Source organism: Microbacterium yannicii, assembly GCF_024055635.1.
In the GTDB taxonomy this organism is placed as follows: domain Bacteria; phylum Actinomycetota; class Actinomycetes; order Actinomycetales; family Microbacteriaceae; genus Microbacterium; species Microbacterium yannicii.
The window spans coordinates 1-18,909 of record NZ_JAMXMB010000012.1 but is presented as its reverse complement, the minus strand read 5'-3'; the positions used below and the strand labels follow the sequence as shown (position 1 = coordinate 18,909).

Genomic DNA, 18,909 nt, shown 5'->3' with positions numbered 1-18,909 from the left:
CCTTCGATCAGGTCGTCGTGCGTCCTGGCCGGATCCCGCACCCCGCCTGCTGTCAGTAGTCGGTGTGCGCCTCCTTCGAGATGTCGAGTTCCGTCTCCGCCGCGGACCACGCGGCGAGCGCGTTGTCGAGCTGTCGCCGAAGCCAGTCCGCAGACAGCGCGTCGGCAGGGAGGAGTGCGAGTTGCTCCTGCCGGTCATCGACTGTCCCCGTGAGATCGTCGGGTGCATCAGCGCGTGGATCTTCCATGGGATCCTGCTTCCTTTCGAGGGAGTGGTCAGGCAAGTGTCCCCCGACGTCACTCCGGGTAGGCCGCGCGAATGCGTCGGCGCTCATAGGCGAGCGTCGCGGTGAGAAGCAGCACACCCACGGCCACCCCGGCGATCTGGGCAGGAACTATCTCCCACCCTCCTCCGAAGATCAGCGCGAGGGTGACGACGGCTCCCCCGAGCACGCAGTTCACGGCCGCGACCATGCTCGCCATCGTGAAGAGGAACGACGAGTGGGAGTAGCGCACCCCCAACTCGCCGGTGCGCGGGTTGTCGAGCGAGATCAGATCCGGCCCGGAAGGGTGGAGGCTGACGAAGTGCTCCCGGATCCGCTCCATGCGCCGGCGCACCGTGATGTTCTCGACGCTGGTGTCGACCAGCCGCACGACGGTGAACCACCCGAGCATGAAGATCGTCGGCAGGACGGTGAAGGCGAGACTGGCCAGCAACCCCGGTGATCCGCCCGCGAACCCGATCGCCACGAGCCCGCCGGACAGCGTCGACAGATAGATCGTGCTGCGCGTCCCGGCTTCGCTGATCGTCGAGCTCGCGACCGACTGCAGAACGAAGAGCTCAGTGCCCACCGCGCTGTTGAATGCAGAGGCGTCGGGTTCGGCATCCGCCATCACCGGCTCCGCACGATCGCTCCTGCTCGAGTCTGGAGAGCTCATGCGGCGGCGAAGGCCTTGCGGAGGACATGGATGGCCTGTTCGATCGCGGCCGTGCTGGCAGCGGAACTGCGGAGCGGGTTGAGCATCATGAAGTCGTGGATCGTCCCGTCGTAGCGCACGAGGGTGGTGCGGACACCGGCCTCGATGAGCTTCCGCCCGTAGGCTTCGCCCTCGTCGCGGAGCACATCGTTCTCGTCGACGATGAGGAAGGTCTCGGGGAGGCCCTTCAACTCGTCGACCGGGGCCTGCAGCGGGGACGCCGTGACGTTCTTGCGGGCATCGTGGTCGGGAAGGTAGCAGTCCCAGAACCAGGCCATCGCATCGGCGCGCAGATGGAATCCCTCGGCGAACTCGCGGTAGCTGGCGGTGTTCTGGCCGGCGTCGGTGACCGGGTAGTACAGCGACTGGTGGATGAATGCGACGTCACCGCGCTTCTTCGCGAGGATCGCGACGACCGCTGCGATGTTCCCTCCGACGGAGTCGCCGGCGATGGCCAGACGGGAGGCGTCGAGGCCCTTGGTCGTCCCCTCGCTCATGACCCAGCGCGCCGTCGCGTACACCTGTTCGACCGCGACCGGGTGACGCGCTTCGGGCGACCGGTCGTACTCGACGAACACGATCGCGGCGTCGGTGCCCGTCGCAAGATCGCGGACGAGGCGGTCGTGGGTGCCCGCATTGCCCAGCACCCAGCCGCCGCCGTGCACGTAGAGGATCACAGGGAGGTCGGTGGTGGCGCCTTGCGGCTTCACGATGCGCACGCGCACATCGCCGACGTCGGCCGGCACGGTGGTCCACTCATCCGCGACATCCGGTTCGGCGATCGGGGCGGCCTGGACATCGTCCAAGACCTTGCGCGCACCGTCGACGCCGAGGTCGGCGAGGAACGGCGGCTGGGAGGCGGCGTCGGCGAAGGCGCGGGCCTCCGCCTCCAGAACATGCTGAGTCATGACAGTTCCTTTCGGTCTTGGATGCGGGCGTTCGCCGACCGTTGCCGGCCGGCAGCCCCTGCAAGAAAAGACCAGGCGAGAACCGCGGATGTGACGACGTGGCAGTCTGCGACAGTGGCAGTCAGTCGGCAATGGGCCGCGGGATACGCACCCCGGCGTCCCGCAGCCGCTCTTCCACCAGGGCGACGAGCCGCTCGGCGGCGGTTCCCTCATCCGAGCCGAAGTCGCGCACGATCCGGGGGAGTCTCGGTAGCCCGGCTAATCTGGCAAGGATGTCGAATACGCGCGCCGAGGCGGCTTACCAGCGTTCGGTGCTGGCGTTCAAGGATCCGACTCTCGATCTTCTCCACGGCCGCTACGCGCCGTTCGTGGTGGCCGTGCTGTCGATCGTGTTCACCGCCGAGCGCCGGTCGGTCGCCGTCGCAGACGCCCATGTCGAGATCGGCGAGGCCATCGAAGAGCTGCGCGCCGCAGGCTACGACGACGACGAACGCCGCCTCCCGGTCGGCACCGCCCGCGAGATCTGCCGCAACTGGGTGCGGGTCGGATGGCTGGCACCCCAGCTCGAGGACGATGTCGAGGTCTACCGGCTGACCGCTCACGCCGTGGGGGCGCTCGAGATCGCGGGCCGCACCGGCGGCGGGAGGGCGCGGGTGTCACGATCGCGGGTGCGGACACTGCTCGACGCCGTCGAGCGGCTGGCGCGCGACGCGGAATCCGATCCGGAGGCACGCATCGCCCTGCTGCTGGAGGAGCGTGACGCGCTGGACGCGGAGATCGCCCGGCTGCGAAACGACGAGGCCGAGCCGATCGACGACGAGCAGCTGTTCGAGGAGGCTGAGAACGTCCTCCACCTCGCGCGCGAGCTGCCCGCCGACTTCTCGCGCGTCGCGGAGTCGATCAACGCGATGCAGCGGGATGTCGTCGCGGACCTGCGCCGCGACATCCGTCCCACGGGTGAGATCCTCCGCGAGTACCTGCAGCGGGGTCAGCACGTCATGCAGTCGACACCCGAAGGGCGGGCGTTCGAAGGGGCGCTGCGCCTCATCGGCGACCCCGAGCACATCGACCGCCTGACGACGCAGCTGCGCACCCTCCTCGCACAGCCGTTCTCGAGACTCATGGGGCCGGGGCAGCGCAGCGATCTCGACTCGATCGGCCGGCAGGTCGAGAAGGGCGTGCAGGACGTGCTCACCGCCCAGCGCCGCGCGTCGCAGGTGATCACGGCGCAGGTGCGCACCCACGACCCGATCCGCGATCGTCAGGTCGACGAGCTGCTCCGCGGCGTGATGTCGGGGCTGCAGGTGTGGATGCAGGACTCCCGGCCCGGCGACCGCGTCGAACCGCTGCACACGTTCCCGGTCTCCGACATCGGGCACCTCCGGCAGTCGCTCAGCGACCTCCGCCCACCCGGCGCGCCCGCGCCGCTGCCTGCGCCGGACGACATCGAATTCGTGGATGCCGACACCCGCGCCTGGGGCGGCCCGCGGTACGCCGAGCTCGAGGAGTACGTCGCGACGCTCGGCGACCGCTTCGACCTCGCCACCGCCTTCGAGGGCGCCGCGGACGACACCCGCCGCCCCGTCGATCTCCTGGGACTGCTGGAGATCGCCCACCGCAACGGCATGACCGAGAGCGAGGAGGTCTCCGTCGCCGAGGCGCGACGGCCCGACGGCTCGAGCCGCCGGTTCGCGTTCGGCGCCGTGACCGCCAGCACTGTGAAAGAGATCGAGAATGACTGACCTCGCGACCGCTCCCGACACCACTACGGGGCTCGCCACCGCCGACCCCGACACCGGCATCGCCACGGATGCCGCGAGCGAGACGGAGACCGGGTCGGCCACCGCCACCATCCCCGACGTCCCGTTCATCGATCCGGTCGCGATGGAGCACGACCCCGAGGAGCTCTTCCCCGGCGACCGGGGCGTGCTCGACCCCGAGGTGCGCCGCGTGCTCGTGCGGCTTCTTCAGCGCCGCTTCCTGATGGCCGAGCGCAACCGCGCCGAGTGGACGGTGCTGATGGATCATCAGCACACGATCGAGTCGCGCCTCAACGACCTCTTCGTGCGTCTCGTCGTCGACCACGATCGCGGCGTCGCGTACAAGGAGCAGATCCGGTCGGACGAACTCGAGATCCCGATCCTCCTGCGCGATGAGGCGTACTCGCGTGCCGAGACCCTCGTGCTGGTGCATCTGCGCACGGTCTACCAGCGCGAGACGACCGCCGGCGAGTCCTCGGCACGTGTCGACATCGAGGAGATCGAGCAGACGGTCCTGACCTACTTCGCCGAGGCCGACGGCAGCACGGCCCGACGGCAGAAGGCGATCCGTGCCGCGGTCGGCCGGCTGCGCCAGGACGGCGTCATCGAGGAGGAGTCGGAGGGCCGCTTTCGGATCAACGCGCTCGTCGAGATCCTGCTCAGCTCCGACCGCCTGCGCGCGCTGCGCGACTGGCTCGACACGCAGTCGGCGCAGTCCGTCCCGATCGACCTGGACGACGACGACGCCGACGTCGACACCGACGCCGACATCGATGCCGACGACACGGAGGTCGCACTGTGACCATGCTGGACACCCTCTTCGGGCTCATCCCCGCGGCTTCTCGCGGTCAGCAGTGGGTCGCCGATGAGCTGCAGCTCGTCAACTGGGGTGGCTACGACGGAGCCCACCGCGTGCGGTTCTCGCCGGCCGCCACGCTGCTGTGCGGCGGGTCCGGTTCCGGCAAGTCGACCCTGATGGACGCGTATGTGGCCCTCATGATGCCGCACACGACGCCGTTCAACGGCGCGTCCAACGGCGCGGTCGTCGGGCGGCCGCGGGGCCAGGAGCAGCGCAACATCCTCTCGTACGGGCGGGGCAAGACCGACGAGACCCGGACGGAGGACGGCACGAAGCTGACGGTGCTCCGCGGAGACGGCACCGACACCTGGACGGCGATCGCGATGACGTGGCTCGACCACGACGGGTCGCGTTTCACCGCGGTGCGTGCCTGGTACATCCCGGCGGCCGCACGCGTCGTGGAAGACACCGTGCGGGTGCGCGCGACCGTCACCGGCGCCTTCGATCTCAGCTCCCTCGAGGCGGCCGCTGCGCTGCGACTGACGGATGCCGCGGTCAAGAGCGCCGGGCTCGACACCGTCGCGACCGACCGGGAGTTCTCCGCACGGCTCCACACCGTGCTCGGAATCGGGGCTGCGGGAGCGGGCGCCAAGGCGATGAGCCTCCTCGCCCGCATCCAGGCCGGCCAGCAGATCACCACCGTCGACGACCTGTACAAGCGCATGGTGCTCGAGGAACCCGAGACGCTGGCCACCGCCGACGCCGTCGTGGCGCATTTCGACGGTCTCGAGAGCACGCGCAGTCGCATGCTGACGGCGCAGCAGCAGGTGCGCGCGCTGGAGCCGATCAGGTCGGCGCGGGCGCGCATCGAAGAGTCCGCCGAACGGCTGCGCCTGCTCGACGACATCGGCCGCTTCACCGAGCCGGATTCGCTGGCGACGCTGTGGCGCGCCTCCCGCCGCCTCGACCTGCTGCGCGACGTCGAAGCGGAGCTGCAGGCCGGGACCCGCGCCGCCGAAGCCGCCGTACGCGAGAAGCAGGCGCTGGCAGAGGCAGCGGACCTCTCTCGGGAAGGTCTTGGAGACGTGCTGCGCGCCGCGGGCGGCGACCGGCTCGAGACCGCCCATCGCGAGCTCCGGGGCGTGGAGCACCGGCTCACGAGCGTGGCGCGGGAGCGCGAGAAGCTCGACGCGGCGCTCGAGGTGCTGCAGATCGAGGTCGGCTCGGCGGCGGAGTTCGAGACGCTGTCGCAGCGCGCCCGTGAGGCCGCCGCCGATGCGGATGCGAAGGAGACTTTTCGCGAGGCGTACGCGGCGGCGGTCGGCGCGAGGAACACCCTCGCGACCCGCGTCACCGAGCTCGAGGTCGAGCGGCGCGACGCCGAAGGCCATGACGACAACATCCCCGACCGGCTCCGCCGGTCCCGCGATCTGCTGGCCCGCACGGCCGGCCTGGCCACCGGCGACCTTCCGTTCGTCGGCGAGCTCATCGAGGTGCGCACGGAGTTCGAGCCGTGGCGGGAGGCCTTCAACCTCGCCCTCGGCGGTTTCGCCACGACGCTGCTCATCGACGTCGCACTGCTGCCGGCGTTCCGCGCCGCCATCGACTCCGTCCGCACCGCCGACCGCCTGCGGTACGAGGGCGTTCACACCGGGCTCCCCGCCGTGGGTGCCCGCGACCCGCAGACCCTGCCCGGCCGGCTCGACTTCAAGAGCACGCCCTTCACGGGATGGCTGCAGGAGGAGCTGGATCGCCGGTTCGGCTACGTCTGCGTCGACGCGGCCGACGACCTGAGCGCCCACCGCATGACGCTGACCATCTCCGGGCAGACCTCGCACGGCTCGCGTGGGGCACACGGCGGGCACGGCCGCGCCAACGTCCTCGGCTTCTCGACCCACCGGCGTCTGGGCGAACTCGCTGCGCAGCTCGGAGCCGTCCGCGCCAAGCTCGAGGCCGCGCGCACGGCGGCCGTCGAGGCCGGCGCCGAGCTCGACGCCTTCGACGCACGGCTCGCGGCCTACGCGAAGATCCAGGGCCTGGCGTGGGAGGAGGTCGACGTCGCCTCCCTCGAAGGCGAGCGCGCGCGCTGGCAGGCGATCATCGCGGACGTCACCACCGCGAACCCCGCGATCGCCGGCATCCAGTCGCAGATCGAGCAGAAGCGCCGCGAAGCCGCGGAACTGCGCGAGGCGATCGGCGGCGCCAAGGCGGAGGGCCGGCGTCTCGCCGATGCCTGGGCTACCACGACCGACGAGGTCGACGCCGCCCAGTCCGTGATCGATGCGGCAGAAGCCGCAGGGCGTGCACTGACCGACGATCAGGCGTCGTACCTCGACACGCAGTTCCTCGTTCCCGACCGGAGCGGATCCTCGACCCGCACCCAGGACCTGGCGCGGTTCGACGCGGCGCTCGACTCCGCGGCGCGCCGGTTCGGCGACGATCAGCGCGCCGCCCAGGAGGCCGTAGCGGAGCAGCGGGAGAGCCTGCGGCGCACTCTGAGCGGGTTCCTCGATCGCTGGCCCAACCCGAACCTTCTCGCCGACCCCGACCATTCGCTCGGCGACTTCGAACGCATCCTCACCGATCTCGAGACCAGCGGGCTGCACGAGCTCGAGGCGGAGTGGCGCGACAGCCTGCTCAAGCTCTCGGGCAACGACCTCACCAACCTCGACTCGACGCTGAGCCGTTCGCTGCGGGAGATCCGCGACCGGATCGAGCCGATCAACGTGATCATGCGCGACCTCCCGTTCTACGACGATGACCACCGACTGCAGATCACGCCGCGCGAGAACCAGTCCGAGGTGCGCCGGCGATTCCGCCGAGAGCTCCGCGAGGTGCGCGCGCTGATCGAAGCCGTCGCCACCGACGAGGAGCGCGAACGCGCGTACCACCGGATGTCGCGGTTGATCAACCGCCTGCGCCGCAGCGCTCCGGACTTCGCCGAACTCGTCGATGTGCGCAATCACGTGCGGGTCAGCGCGGAGCGCATCCACGCGACCACCGCGCAGCATGTCGCTCTCTACGATCACATCGGCGAGAAGTCGGGCGGCGAGTCCCAAGAGCTGATCGCGTTCATCGTCGGCGCCGCCCTCCGATATCAGCTGGGGGATGCCGGCGCCGAACGCCCGCGGTACGCCCCCGTCTTCCTCGACGAAGCCCTCATCAAGGCCGACGCGCATTTCACCAAGCGTGCCATCGGCGCATGGCGGGGTCTCGGATTCCAGCTCATCATCGGCGCACCGAACGACAAGTACAGCGCCATCGAGCCGCACGTCGACGTCGAGTACGACATCCTCAAAGACACCCACGGCCGCTCATGGGCGAAGCCCAAGGTGGCGCTCTCGGAGGCCGGTGAGTGAGCGGACGGCTGGCGGGCCCGCCGAACTCGACGGCGCTCAGCGGGGATCGCCGCCACTGCTGAGCGGCACGCAGTCACGCTAGAGCGGGGCGACGAGGACGCAGTAGCGGCAGTCGCGATCCGACTCGTTGCGGTAGTCGCAGTCGGCCGCCGCGCCGAGGATGAGCCGGTCCCCTGCCGCGAGCTCGTGCACGGCGTCGCCCTCGCGGAAGGTCAGAGTGCCGTCGAGAACCCAGATCAGGTGGCGCGTGAACGAGAACGATCCTGCGGGATAGCTCACCGTGGCGCCGGGCGGCAAGACCACCTCGGTCACGTCGACGGGGAACGCGGGCATTGCCACCACCTGTCGTCGCCGGTATCCCGTGGAGGGGTCGGTCCAGGTCGCGCGCTCGCCATCGCGGACGACAGCCGCGGGCCCATCGACCGGTCGCGAGAGCAGAGACGAGATCGTGAGCCCGAGCGCGGCGGAGAGCTTGCCGAGGACCAGCGCGGTGGGGCTGCTGGCGCCCCGTTCGATCCGGTCGATCATCGCCCGCGAGACACCCGACGCCGACGCCAGCTGCGCTCCGGACCATCCGCGTTGCTGTCTGGCCGCCTTCACGCACGCCGCAACATCGACTTCGCGGGACGCGGTGTCTACTATCTGCGACATGCGTCTACTATATGCACATGACTGTGCAACTGCGGCCTGCCGACGAGACCGATCTCGAGGCCATTCTCGAGATCCACAACGACGCGATCCGCACCTCGACATCCATCTGGACCGATGAGCCGGTGGATCTCGTCGAACGCAGGGCCTGGTTCGCCGAGCGCGAGGCGGCCGGCTTTCCGGTGGTCGTCGCTGTTGTGGACGACGTGGTCGTCGGTTACGCCAGCTTCGGGCCGTGGCGGCCGAAGTCGGGCTATCGCTTCACGGTCGAGAATTCGGTGTACCTGGCCGCGGGGCATCGGGGCCGGGGCATCGGCGCGACGCTTCTCGCCGAGATCGTGCGCCTCGCACAGGACGCCGGGATGCGGGTCATGGTCGCCAACATCGAGGCCGGGAACGCGGCATCCATCCGACTTCACGAACGATCCGGGTTCACCGCGGTGGGAACGGTCCGACAGGTCGGAACCAAGTTCGGGCGGTGGCTCGACCTCCTGATCATGCAGCTGCCGCTGCAGACAGACGGATGGGATGCCGCGGCGACCTAGACGAGCTGTCAGTCGAGCCCCTCGATGATGCGGAAGTCGCGCTCAACCCCGTCGGAGAGCGCGGCCAGCGCCTCTTGGTAGGCCTCGCTGTCGCGCGCTGCGACGGCCGCTTCGAAGCTGTCGAACTCGATCAGGATGGTGCGCCCGCCGATTCCGGCGTCGTATGCCGCGACACGACCGTCACGCGCGAGGATCCGCCCGCCGCCGAGCCGGACCGCGGGTCCGGCCAGCTTGTTGTATGCAACGAGCTTCTCAGGGTCCGAAATGGTGCGGTAGGCACTGACCCAGTAGGCCTTGGGCATGGATCCTCCAGTGTTCGCGGGATGGGAGTGCGGGACGTTTTCGTACTGGCTCGAGCTGCCGTTGCGGGCCACCGTCGTCTCACGCGATGAGAGCAGGATGGGAGAGCGCGCACGGTCAATCCACCGATTTCGCCCGCTGCTCCAGGGCCTCGTTGACCGGCGCGAACGCCACCCGGTCGAAGATCAACTCGACCTGGGTGATCCGACCGTCGTTGACCGTCACCAGTTCCACACACCGCACCGCCCCGGCCGGCGTGTCGGTGACGAAGTCGTAGACGATGCATGCGCGCGTGGCGGCGGTGAAGACCTCGAGGATGTCGTTGCGCAGCAGCGCGGGAAACAATCGTCGGAGACCGTTGATCCAGTCCGCCCTGCTCAGCACCTGACCGGCGAAACTCGCCGTCGCATCCTCGGCGAACAGGGTCTCGATCTTGTCGATGTCATGTGCGCCGACGGCGGAGATGTACGCCCGCGCCGGATCCGCAACGGTGGGGTCGCTGTCCAGTGTTCCCATATGCAGCCTCCCTCGAGTGCTTGATCAGATGCCACCATGGCAGCATCGAACGCCTCGAGGCGCAAGCTGCGGCGGATCCGGTGGCCGCTGAACTCGTCTGCCTCACAGGCCCAGCCACTCTGTAACGTCGTCACTCCCGGCCGCGACGAGTTCCGCGGCCCACGCCCCGCCAGACCAGGATGCGGCAGGCTCAGCCCCGCAGCACCGAGTCCAGCAATCCCGGAAACAGCTCGTCGAGCTCCGCGCGTCGCAGCGTCAGCATCCGCCCGCGCCCGTTCGGTTCATTGCGGATGACGCCGGCCTCGCGGAGGACCTTCATGAAGTGCGACTTGGTGGACTTCGGCAGGCTCGGGTCGGTGGCATGGCAGGCGGCCATGTCGAGGGGGCCATCGGCGAGCTGGCGCGCGATAGCGAGGCGCTCGGGGTCGCTGAGCGCGAAGAGCACCTCGGTGAGCTGGATCTCGGAGCGCTCGGGGTGCGGAAGATCTCCCGACATGGTTCGAGAATAGTTGAACAATCATGGAAAGGCACGTACGCTCCGATAGTTCGAGGAAAATCGAACCCTCAAGGGAGCAGCCATGACCGACACCGTCTCCAGCCCCGTCGTCGAGCGTGCCGAGCGAGACGAAGCACCGTCGCACCGCACCTATTTCGGATTCGTCCTGGCGATCGTGGCGCAGGTCCTGATGATGGTCGGGGCCAGTGCGCCCTCGCCGTTCTATCCGGTGCTCGCGCAGAGCATCGGGTTCGATGCCATCGTCATCAGCGCCGTATTCGCGGTGTATGCGGGAGCGCTGCTGCTCACTCTGCTGACGGCCGGCTCGCTGTCGGACCATGTCGGCCGCCGACCGGTGGTGATCGCAGGCTTCTTACTGCTGGCGGCAAGCATGTTCCTGTTCTGGCATGCGGATGCTGTCGCACTGCTGTTCTTCGCCCGGATCCTGCAGGGGGTGGCGAGCGGCCTGCTCATCTCAGCTTTGTCGGCGACGGCCCTCGACTTCGCTCCGAACGGACGAGCGGGCGTCGCGGGGCTCTGGAACGCGCTGAGTCCGGGCATCGGCCTTGCGCTCGGCGCATTGGTCTCGGGTGTCCTGCTCGACGTGAGCGGCGAGGCGCTGCTGAACGTGTTCGCTCCACTGAGCGCTGCGTACGTGGTGCTCGCGGTGCTGTTCTTCATCGTGCCGGAGACCGCTCCGCGCACGCCAGGAGTATGGCGGTCGCTGCGATTCCGGTTGACGGTTCCGTCGGTGATCCGGGCGGATTTCTGGCGCGGAGCTCCCGCCGTGGTCGCCGGCTGGGCGACGGGCGGGCTTTTCCTGTCGCTCGGTGCGAACATCGTCCGCGGTGAGCCCGGCGGGGAGGCCCACTTCTGGCAGGGACTCGGAGTCGTGCTGCTCGCCGGCGTCGGCGCCGTGGCGGCGTTCCTCCTGCGCAAGCGCACCGCGCGGACGCTGGTGCTGTTCGGCACCGCCGCGCTCGGCATAGGGACTCTCCTGTCGCTGATCGCGCTCGCTGTCGAGTCGCTGCCGTTCTACCTGATCGCCACCGCAGTGACCGGGATGGGTTTCGGCACGGGGTTCTCGGGTGTGATCGCCTCCCTCGCCCCGCGGATTCCGGCGGCCGAGCGGGCGGACACGTTCGCCGCGCTTTACGTGCTGGCGTATCTGTCGTTCGGTGTGCCCGCGGTGATCGCCGGTGCTCTCGTGGGTGTCGTCGGCCTGGGCGCTGTGGTCGTGGGGTACGGCGTCTTCGTGGTGGCGCTGGCAGGCGTCGCGTTCGGGTTGCGCGCACGCGCCACCTCCAACGTGCCGGAAGGCGGGTAACCACAACGCGAGCGGGCCCGCCTTCGGGGCCGCCGGTCGCTCCGGGAAAGCTCGGTGCGGTGTCGCCCACGTTCGCTCCTCTCCTCACGCTCAGACCAGGACCGGCTGAAGGATGCCGCGCAGCGCGTCGGCGAGCGGCTCCGCGGCATCCGCTCCCCCGGTGGCGATGCCCACCGCATGCCGGAAGCGCACCGTCTCGCCGGCGTCGACGACGACCTCTTCGCTGAAGAACGGCGCGGGATTCAGGGCGGCGAACTCCTCGGATCGCGCGAACCACTGCGGCGGGTGATGCGGGTTGGCGGCATCGTCGAGCATCAGCACGAGCGATGTGGCGTCGATGTCGTCGTGGCGTCCGACGAAACCCATCCACTCGTGGCGCGATCCGCGGAGGTCGTCGCCGGCCCCGCCGGCACCCGGCGCGACGAGGGTGCCGTCGGTGAAGGAGCGCGGGCCGCGCCAGAACAGCCCGCCGTAGCCGGCGTTCTCACGCCCCCTGGTCGTGGGCGACCCGATCGCGATCGAGGCCCCCGACACGTTGGTCAGCTGCGTGTCGAACGTGAGCGCCCAGGCGTCGTCCGACACGATCTCCGCGGTGAGCCCGCGCTGCTCGGTGAAGAGCACGCGGCTATCCTCGGTGATCCAGCGCAGCGCGTGCGAGACCGAGGCTCGCTCGCCGGCCTCCAGCTCGATCCTGCCCTCGTGCTGCTGCACGCCGTTGTTCGGAAGCTGCACGTAGAACTGCCCGTGCACGTAGGTGGGTCCGCCCCAGAAGTTCTCATCGCCGACGACGGGCAGCGCCCATGCAATGCCCTTGTGCCACACGTGATCGTGCGGACGGAACAGACTCACCACGTCACCGCGGCGGGTGCGGATCGGGTGCAGGTACGGCTTCGGCGACTCCAGCGCCCGAGTGGTCGGCTGATAGACGTAGGTGAACAGCTCCACCTCACCGTCGCGGACGGTGACGGACGAACCGAGCTCGTGGGTGATGCGCAGGGCGCTCATACGAGAACCTCCTTGACGGGCGCCCAGGGCACGATCCCGCCGCTCATGGATCGGACGAAGGCGTCGTCGCCGGTCAGTTCGCCGGCCTCGACGACGGACCGGCGGAACGCCGACGCGTACGTCGCCGCGGCGAACTCGAGGGTGCGACGCGCTTCGGTGAGGTCGACGCCGGGGGCGGCGCCGGCCTCGAGCGCATCGAAGATCGCGGAGATCTGATCGCGGTGGCCGCTGATCGCACCGGAGTCGAGGCGCTCGGCCCAGCGGGTGGCCAGGTGCTCATGCCCGACTGCCGGGGTGAACGCCCAGTCCTCGCTGGTGTAGCCGTAGAGGTGCTGCACCTCCACCGAGGCGTACTCGAAGTCGAAGCGCAGGCGCGACGTCTCGTGCGGCGACACGAGCGAGTTCACGACCGTTGCGAGCGCGTCGTTCTCGAACCGCACCAGCGCCATCGAGACGTCTTCGGTGTCGGTGGGCCGCAGCTGACGGGCCGCGAACGCGCTCACCTCCGACCACGCGCCGAAGATCGCGAACAGCAGATCGAACTGGTGGATGCCGTGGCCCATGGTCGGACCGCCGCCCTCGACATCCCAGCGCCCGCGCCACGGTACGTCGAAGTACTCGTCGGGACGGAACCACAACGTTTCACACGTGGCCACGAGCGGCCGGCCCAGCTCACCCGCCTCGGCGAGGGCCTTGAGGTGGCGGGCTGCCGCACCGAACCGGTGCTGGAACACCGTGAGCACCGGCACGCCCGTCTCGGTCTGCACGGCCGCGAGCTCGTCGATCTCCCCCAGGCTCAGCGCGGTGGGCTTCTCCACCAGCGACGGGACGCCGGCGCGCATCGCTTGGATCGCGAGCGGCGTGTGCGTCTGCGGCGGAGTGCAGATGTGCACCAGGTCCAGCTGCTCGTTTGCGAAGAGCTCGGCGGCGTCGAGGTAGACCCGGTCGACGTCGAAGCGCTCGGCGAACGCGTCGGCGCGAGCGCGGTCGAGGTCGACCACGCCGGCGATCTCGACGCGCGGGGCCAGGCTCTGCAGGGCCTCGGCGTGGGCGTGCGCGATGCCGCCCGTGCCGATGATGCCGACGCGGAAGGGCGGGCGGGGTGAGGACATGTCCTGTGTTTCCTTCTTGATGCTGGACGGTGGAGCGTGCCGGCGGGCGCGGCGCGGGACATTCCGGCCACGCCCGTCGACCACTGGGCTACTGATTGACGATGACGTCGATCTCGGCGAAGAGCTGGTCGACCGCCTCGTCCACCGTGATCGTGCCGAATCCGAGTTCCTGACCGAGCGCCTTGAACTTGGCCTCGACCGAGCCGTAGCCGACGATCGGCACCGGCGGGGGATCCCCGATGCGGTCGGCGATCGACGCCTCGTAGTCGATGATCTGCTGGGCGGTGTCGTCGAGTTCGACGCCCTCGAGCTGCGTCTGGGACGCCGGCATCCCTCGGTTCGTCCCGAAGATGGCGCCGACCTCGGGACTGTTCACCAGGAAGTCGGTGAACAGGGCGGCGGCCTCGGGATGCTCCGTGTTCGCCGCGACGGAGATGAGCATGCCGGCCTTCTTGTACAGGTCCTTGGCTCCTTCCTCTGTGACCGGAGGAGCGACGAGGTTCAGCTCGGGATACGCCTCGCCGAGGTTTGCGAGGTACGGAGCGCCGAAGTTGTCCCACACGATCTCGGTGAGCGCTTGGGCGGTGTCGAAGGCGCCCTTGGGAGCGACCTCCTGGATCCGCTGCTGCGGGGTGACGACGCCGTCCTCACGCAACTCGGCGCCGCGATTCCAGAAGTCGGCGAGGTCGTCCTTGGTGAAGCCGAGCTCACCCTCTTCGGTGAAGACCGACTTGCCCTCGGAGCGGAGAACGAGCTCGAACGGCTGAATGAAGCTGGTGGGGTCCGCACCGCCCCATACCTCGAGTCCGGCGGCCTCGGCGGCATCCCCGGCCTGGTGCAGCCACTCGTCGTACGCCTCCCAGTCGCCACCGTCGAAGGGCTCGACGCCGACCTGGTCGGTGAGGACCACGTTCTGGAACATCCCGATGGCGTTCGTCGAGACCGGCATGCCCGCGATCATGTCGTTGACCGATGCGATGTTGAGCACGCTCTCGTCGTAGCCGTCGGTGGCGATGATGTCGCCGACGTAGGGCGTGAGGTCCAGGAGCAGCCCGTTCTCCGAGTACTGGCGGACATAGGTCATGTCCATCTGGAACACATCCGGGAGGTTCTTGCCCGCGGCCTCGGTCTGACGCTTCTCCCAGTACTCATCCCAGGAGAGGAACGTCGGGTTCACCGTAATGTTCGGGTGTTCCTCGTTGAACGCGGCGATCGCCTCGTTGTACATCTCGGCGCGGACGTCGTTTCCCCAGAACGCGAAGTCCAGGGTCACCTTCTCGTCCGGATCGTAGGTGGGCGCCGCTTCGCCGGCGGGGGCGGAGCCGGTGCAGCCCGCCAGTGTCGCGGCGAAGGCGACGATCGCCACGGCGCCGACGGCGCCCGCCTTTCTGCGTGTGAACATCTTTGTCCTTTCGGAATGCTGGTCGCGAGGAGAAAACGGTCGAGTGAACCTTCACTTAGTGATCGATCACTCGATTGAGAAGTGAGAATAGTGAAGGTTCACAATCTGTGTCAACATGGATGTCGAAGGAGGCGCCCGTGACCGACACCGCACCGCACCGACGGCCGACGATCATGGAGGTCGCCCGCCTCGCCGAGGTGTCGCATCAGACCGTCTCGCGCTACTTCCGCGCACCCGACGGGCTCAAGCCCGCCACCAAGGCGCGCGTGCAGGCCGCGGTCGACCAGCTGAACTACCGCCCGAACCTCGTCGCTCGCTCGATGCGCACGCGCCGGACCGGCCGGCTCGCCGTCGTGGTCCCGACCCTCGCGTACAGTCCCGCGCGCATGCTCGCCGGCGCCAGCACAGCGGCGCACGCGGCCGGCTACGCGGTCGAGGTGCTGGCCCTCGAGGGGGGCGCCGAGGAACGGACGGAGCGCGTGGCGGAGCTGGCCGACTCCGGGCAGGTCGATGGCATCGTCTCGTTCGCCCCGGTGCTCGCCTCGCTCGAGCTGCAGGCCTCCAGCGGGACGCCGATCGTCGCATCGGCCGACTTCGACGACGAGATGCGCGGCATCGGCGAGCTGGCGGATGCGTCAGCACTCGTCGACCTGATCCGCGGCCTGGCCGAACGTGGCCATCGCCGGTTCCTCCACATCACCGGCGACCTGCAGTTCGCCTCGGCCCGCGCCCGGCGCGACACCTATCTCGGGACGATCGCATCGCTCGGGCTGGAGTCGACCGGCGTCATCGAGGGCGACTGGTCGGCGGAATCGGGAATGGCGGCCGTCCGCAGCCTTCCCGACCACGACCGAGCGACCGCTGTGATGGCGGCAAACGACCTCGTGGCCGCCGGCGCCATCCGCGCGGCGATGGACCGCGGGTGGCGCGTACCCGACGACCTCAGCGTCACCGGATGGGACGACCAGCAGCTCGGTCGTCTGATGAGCCCCGCGCTGACGAGCGTGGCGGTCGACCTCGAGGGTCTGGGCTCACGCGCGATGAAACGGCTCATCGCCGCGCTGCGCGGCGACCCTGTACCGTCCGAGGCCCGGCCGATCCACCGCGTCATCTGGCGCGAGTCCACCGGGCCCGCGCCCGTCTGATCAGATGGCTTATCTCATTCTCGCTCGGAAGCCGTTTCGAGCATGACACAAGCCCCACGATCCCACTGTTTCCAACGGTTCGCAGGGTTTCGACGCTGACGGTGACGGCGGCGGCGGCGGCGGGAATTGAACCCAGACGCGCGACATCTACCTCCATCTCGCACCTCGAATTCACGCGAATTCGATCCGGCGGATGTGGCTGTTCGATCAGCTAGATCCGCCGGCACGGTCTCGTCGGCAGTTCGGCGTTGCCGCAGCGGTGCCGGAGGGAAGAAGGCGATGACGCAGCTTGTTGTCGGTCGTGTGCAGATCAGCGAGGCGGCTCGGGTCACCGGCGCAACCGCAAGGTCGTTGCGGTTCTATGAGCAGGAGGGGCTGATTCAGCCCGGCCGGTGTGCGAATGGTTACCGCGACTATTGCGCCGCCACGGTCGACCGTGTCCTCCTGGTGCGCTCGTTGCTCGACTCCGGGCTGCCGACCGCTCTGATCCAGCGGGTACTGTCCGCTCCCGCCGCTTCGACAGAGCCCGCGGCTCCCGTGCCGGATGCGTTGCGAGCGGAGGTCGAGCTCTACCGCCAGCGGGTCGCGGTGCAGGTCGAGCGGCTCACGGCGCGGCTGTCGGCACTCGACGACCTCCTGGCGGGTTAAGGGTGCTCGAGCGACACGCTTGATGTTGACGCCAGTGTCAACGTCGTACCGTGCCGAGATGAACAGCCTCCTGACCAGCTCCGAGCGTGCGACCTCGATGAGGGCGCTGGTGCAGTCCTCGCGCCGTGGACCCACAGACCTCACCTTGACCGAGCTGCCCCGTCCCGTCCCTGGCCCGAACGACTACGTGATCTGTGTCGGTGCAGCGGGCCTGAACTTTGCAGACGTCTCGCAGAGCCACGGGCTGTACGAGGGTGGGCCCGTGGCTCCGTACACCGCCGGGTTCGAAGCGGCCGGAGAGGTCGTCGGAATCGGAGCCGGCATCGCCCACCCGCTGCCGCTGGGATCGCACGTCGTGGGGTCCGGCGGCGGCGCGTTCGCGCAGTACATGCTGATGCCGGCCGCCGGCGTTCACCCCGTGCCGGAGGGTTGGACGGATGCCGCTGCGCTCGGTCTCGTGCTGAACTGGGCCACTGCCCTGGCGGCGCTTCGCCCGTTGGGCGAAATACAGAAGGGCGAGATCGTGCTGATCCATGCCGCAGCGGGAGGCGTCGGGCAGGCCGCCGTTCGACTCGCACGGCACTTCGGCGCGCGGGTGATCGCCACCGCCGCCCCGGAAAAACACGACGCAGTGCGCGTGCTCGGAGCCGACGACGTCCTCGATGGGCGACGATCGGACCTTGCTGAGGAGGTCCTGCAGCGCGTGGGAAGAGTCGACGTCGTGCTCGAGTCCGTCGGGCGAACCACGCTGCGCACGAGCCTGGCCCTGGCGAAGCCGTTCACGGGAAGAGTCATCGTCTTCGGTCAGGCCTCTGGCCCGGCGACCGTGTCCACCGACGACCTGATCTTCACCCATCACGCCCAGATGAAGGGGCTGCACATCGGCGCGCTGGCCACCGATGCCCCAGACATGTACAACTCGGTGATCACCGAGTTGTACGACCTGATCGCCAGAGGCATCTACCCGCCCGGCGCTCCCAGCGTGGATCCCCTCGCCCACGGTCCCGCGCTGCTCGAACAGCTCGAGCAGGGGAAGACCATCGGGAAGCTGGCTCTCGACCCTTGGATCTAGCCGTGCGATCCTCGAGCTGCATCAAGCAGTGCACTCACAGACCGAGCGATGTTCAGCGCCGCGTTGCATTCCGCCATCCGCTCCCCGGGGATGCGGGTGGCGATGAGAGCGAGGTCCGCGCGCTGACCGATACCTCGTGCGACACCAGCGCTCAGAGACGAGCCAGACAAGAGGGGCAACCAAGGCGCTAGCGTGAGCGCGCCTGCAAGAAGCACCGTCGCGTCAAGCATCGGTTCCCCGGCCGCGTCGAGCTCGTACTCGACCGGGCACGTGCCCAAGCCAGGTGACGGCGTCGCGGGCACAATGGCTCCGACGTGCACCGATCCATCGCTAGTGCAGCAGTGTCAGGACCGCCTCGCCAAATGACGCAGGATCTTCCTGCGGGACGTTGTGACCGATCCCCTCCAGGAATCGCTGCTCATGGGGACCGGTGAACAAGCCGCGATCCATAGCGGGACTCGGGCCCGCAACGCCATCCGACCCGCTCTCGAGGACGACCGTCGGCACGTCGATCAAGCAGGGTCCGTCGAGCCGACGACAGCGACGGGCCCCTGGAAGTGCAGGTGATCCACCTGCCCGACGAGGGCGCGTTGACCGCATACATGAACGACTCACGGCGCCTTGCCCTCGCGGACACCCACCGCCGGGTCGTGGCCAGAACCGATCTGATCCGAGTCACGACGATCGTCTGATCAGGCGAGCCCGCGCGCCCGTGTGGTCGCTGCTCACGCGACCATCGCCTGGGTGTGCGACGTGCACGTCGACCCCGCCGCGCGTGGTCTCGGCATCGGGTTGCTCCCGGCGGAGTCCACCGTGGCAGCCCTAAGCCCTCGCCTGGTCTGACCCACCGCCATGCTGCACCCTAGACGCCATGAAGCCGGGAAGCGCGG

General features: G+C 68.9%; 18 protein-coding genes. 8 read left to right on the top strand and 10 right to left on the bottom strand.

The window, feature by feature from the left end:
- Positions 1–52: 52 nt before the first annotated feature.
- The 3 genes from NCG93_RS06545 to NCG93_RS06535 are packed head-to-tail and all read right to left on the bottom strand — an operon-like array spanning position 53 to position 1,885.
- Complete coding sequence (locus NCG93_RS06545; protein WP_194414744.1) at positions 53–247, bottom strand: hypothetical protein; 195 nt, start codon at positions 245–247, stop codon at positions 53–55.
- Positions 248–296: 49 nt separating this feature from the next.
- The gene (locus NCG93_RS06540; RefSeq protein WP_194414745.1) at positions 297–893 is read right to left on the bottom strand and encodes a hypothetical protein; all 597 of its coding nucleotides are present in this window, start codon (positions 891–893) and stop codon (positions 297–299) included.
- A gap of 41 nt (positions 894–934) precedes the next feature.
- Positions 935–1,885: an alpha/beta hydrolase gene (locus NCG93_RS06535; RefSeq protein ID WP_194414746.1), complete on the bottom strand. Its 951-nt coding sequence runs from the start codon at positions 1,883–1,885 to the stop codon at positions 935–937.
- Positions 1,886–2,157: 272 nt separating this feature from the next.
- Between NCG93_RS06535 and NCG93_RS06530 the strand changes: the two genes are divergently transcribed.
- From NCG93_RS06530 to NCG93_RS06520, 3 genes are read left to right on the top strand one after another with little or no spacing between them, the layout of a single operon-like run.
- Positions 2,158–3,627, top strand: coding sequence for a DUF3375 domain-containing protein (locus tag NCG93_RS06530; protein WP_194414747.1), 1,470 nt, complete (start codon positions 2,158–2,160; stop codon positions 3,625–3,627).
- Complete coding sequence (locus tag NCG93_RS06525; RefSeq protein WP_206687645.1) at positions 3,620–4,447, top strand: DUF4194 domain-containing protein; 828 nt, start codon at positions 3,620–3,622, stop codon at positions 4,445–4,447. The genes NCG93_RS06530 and NCG93_RS06525 overlap by 8 nt, the downstream gene beginning before the upstream one ends.
- Positions 4,444–7,803: an ATP-binding protein gene (locus NCG93_RS06520; RefSeq protein ID WP_194414748.1), complete on the top strand. Its 3,360-nt coding sequence runs from the start codon at positions 4,444–4,446 to the stop codon at positions 7,801–7,803. Before NCG93_RS06525 ends, NCG93_RS06520 begins: the two co-directional genes overlap by 4 nt.
- A gap of 78 nt (positions 7,804–7,881) precedes the next feature.
- Here the strand turns inward: NCG93_RS06520 and NCG93_RS06515 are convergent, their stop codons facing one another.
- Entirely contained in the window at positions 7,882–8,454 is a 573-nt protein-coding gene (locus NCG93_RS06515; protein WP_194414749.1) for a helix-turn-helix domain-containing protein, read from the bottom strand.
- 17 nt (positions 8,455–8,471) lie between these two features.
- Here NCG93_RS06515 and NCG93_RS06510 point away from each other — a divergent pair, with 17 nt between their 5' ends.
- Positions 8,472–8,996: a GNAT family N-acetyltransferase gene (locus tag NCG93_RS06510; protein WP_194414750.1), complete on the top strand. Its 525-nt coding sequence runs from the start codon at positions 8,472–8,474 to the stop codon at positions 8,994–8,996.
- An 8-nt stretch (positions 8,997–9,004) separates the two neighbouring features.
- On the opposite strand, the gene NCG93_RS06505 is transcribed toward NCG93_RS06510, so the two are convergent.
- The 3 genes from NCG93_RS06505 to NCG93_RS06495 form a co-directional block, all read right to left on the bottom strand.
- Positions 9,005–9,298, bottom strand: a complete 294-nt coding sequence (locus NCG93_RS06505; protein ID WP_194414751.1) for a DUF1330 domain-containing protein — start codon at positions 9,296–9,298, stop codon at positions 9,005–9,007.
- Positions 9,299–9,413: 115 nt separating this feature from the next.
- Positions 9,414–9,812, bottom strand: a complete 399-nt coding sequence (locus NCG93_RS06500) for a nuclear transport factor 2 family protein (RefSeq protein ID WP_194414752.1) — start codon at positions 9,810–9,812, stop codon at positions 9,414–9,416.
- Positions 9,813–10,002: 190 nt separating this feature from the next.
- Positions 10,003–10,308, bottom strand: coding sequence for an ArsR/SmtB family transcription factor (locus tag NCG93_RS06495; protein WP_194414753.1), 306 nt, complete (start codon positions 10,306–10,308; stop codon positions 10,003–10,005).
- A gap of 82 nt (positions 10,309–10,390) precedes the next feature.
- Between NCG93_RS06495 and NCG93_RS06490 the strand changes: the two genes are divergently transcribed.
- Positions 10,391–11,635: an MFS transporter gene (locus NCG93_RS06490; RefSeq protein WP_194414754.1), complete on the top strand. Its 1,245-nt coding sequence runs from the start codon at positions 10,391–10,393 to the stop codon at positions 11,633–11,635.
- 90 nt (positions 11,636–11,725) lie between these two features.
- Here the strand turns inward: NCG93_RS06490 and NCG93_RS06485 are convergent, their stop codons facing one another.
- The 3 genes from NCG93_RS06485 to NCG93_RS06475 all read right to left on the bottom strand — a co-directional run bounded on the left by NCG93_RS06485 (position 11,726) and on the right by NCG93_RS06475 (position 15,154).
- Positions 11,726–12,640, bottom strand: a complete 915-nt coding sequence (locus NCG93_RS06485) for a DUF6807 domain-containing protein (protein ID WP_194414755.1) — start codon at positions 12,638–12,640, stop codon at positions 11,726–11,728.
- Complete coding sequence (locus NCG93_RS06480; RefSeq protein WP_194414756.1) at positions 12,637–13,752, bottom strand: Gfo/Idh/MocA family protein; 1,116 nt, start codon at positions 13,750–13,752, stop codon at positions 12,637–12,639. Before NCG93_RS06480 ends, NCG93_RS06485 begins: the two co-directional genes overlap by 4 nt.
- Before the next feature lie 88 nt (positions 13,753–13,840).
- On the bottom strand, positions 13,841–15,154 hold the full coding sequence (locus NCG93_RS06475; protein WP_194414757.1) for an ABC transporter substrate-binding protein: 1,314 nt from the start codon (positions 15,152–15,154) through the stop codon (positions 13,841–13,843).
- A 137-nt stretch (positions 15,155–15,291) separates the two neighbouring features.
- On the opposite strand from NCG93_RS06475, the gene NCG93_RS06470 reads away from it, so the two are divergent.
- The 3 genes from NCG93_RS06470 to NCG93_RS06460 all read left to right on the top strand — a co-directional run bounded on the left by NCG93_RS06470 (position 15,292) and on the right by NCG93_RS06460 (position 18,019).
- Entirely contained in the window at positions 15,292–16,299 is a 1,008-nt protein-coding gene (locus NCG93_RS06470; protein WP_252787471.1) for a LacI family DNA-binding transcriptional regulator, read from the top strand.
- A gap of 279 nt (positions 16,300–16,578) precedes the next feature.
- Positions 16,579–16,947, top strand: coding sequence for a MerR family transcriptional regulator (locus NCG93_RS06465; protein ID WP_206687646.1), 369 nt, complete (start codon positions 16,579–16,581; stop codon positions 16,945–16,947).
- Positions 16,948–17,005: 58 nt separating this feature from the next.
- Entirely contained in the window at positions 17,006–18,019 is a 1,014-nt protein-coding gene (locus tag NCG93_RS06460; RefSeq protein WP_194414758.1) for a zinc-binding dehydrogenase, read from the top strand.
- Positions 18,020–18,909 lie beyond the last annotated feature (890 nt).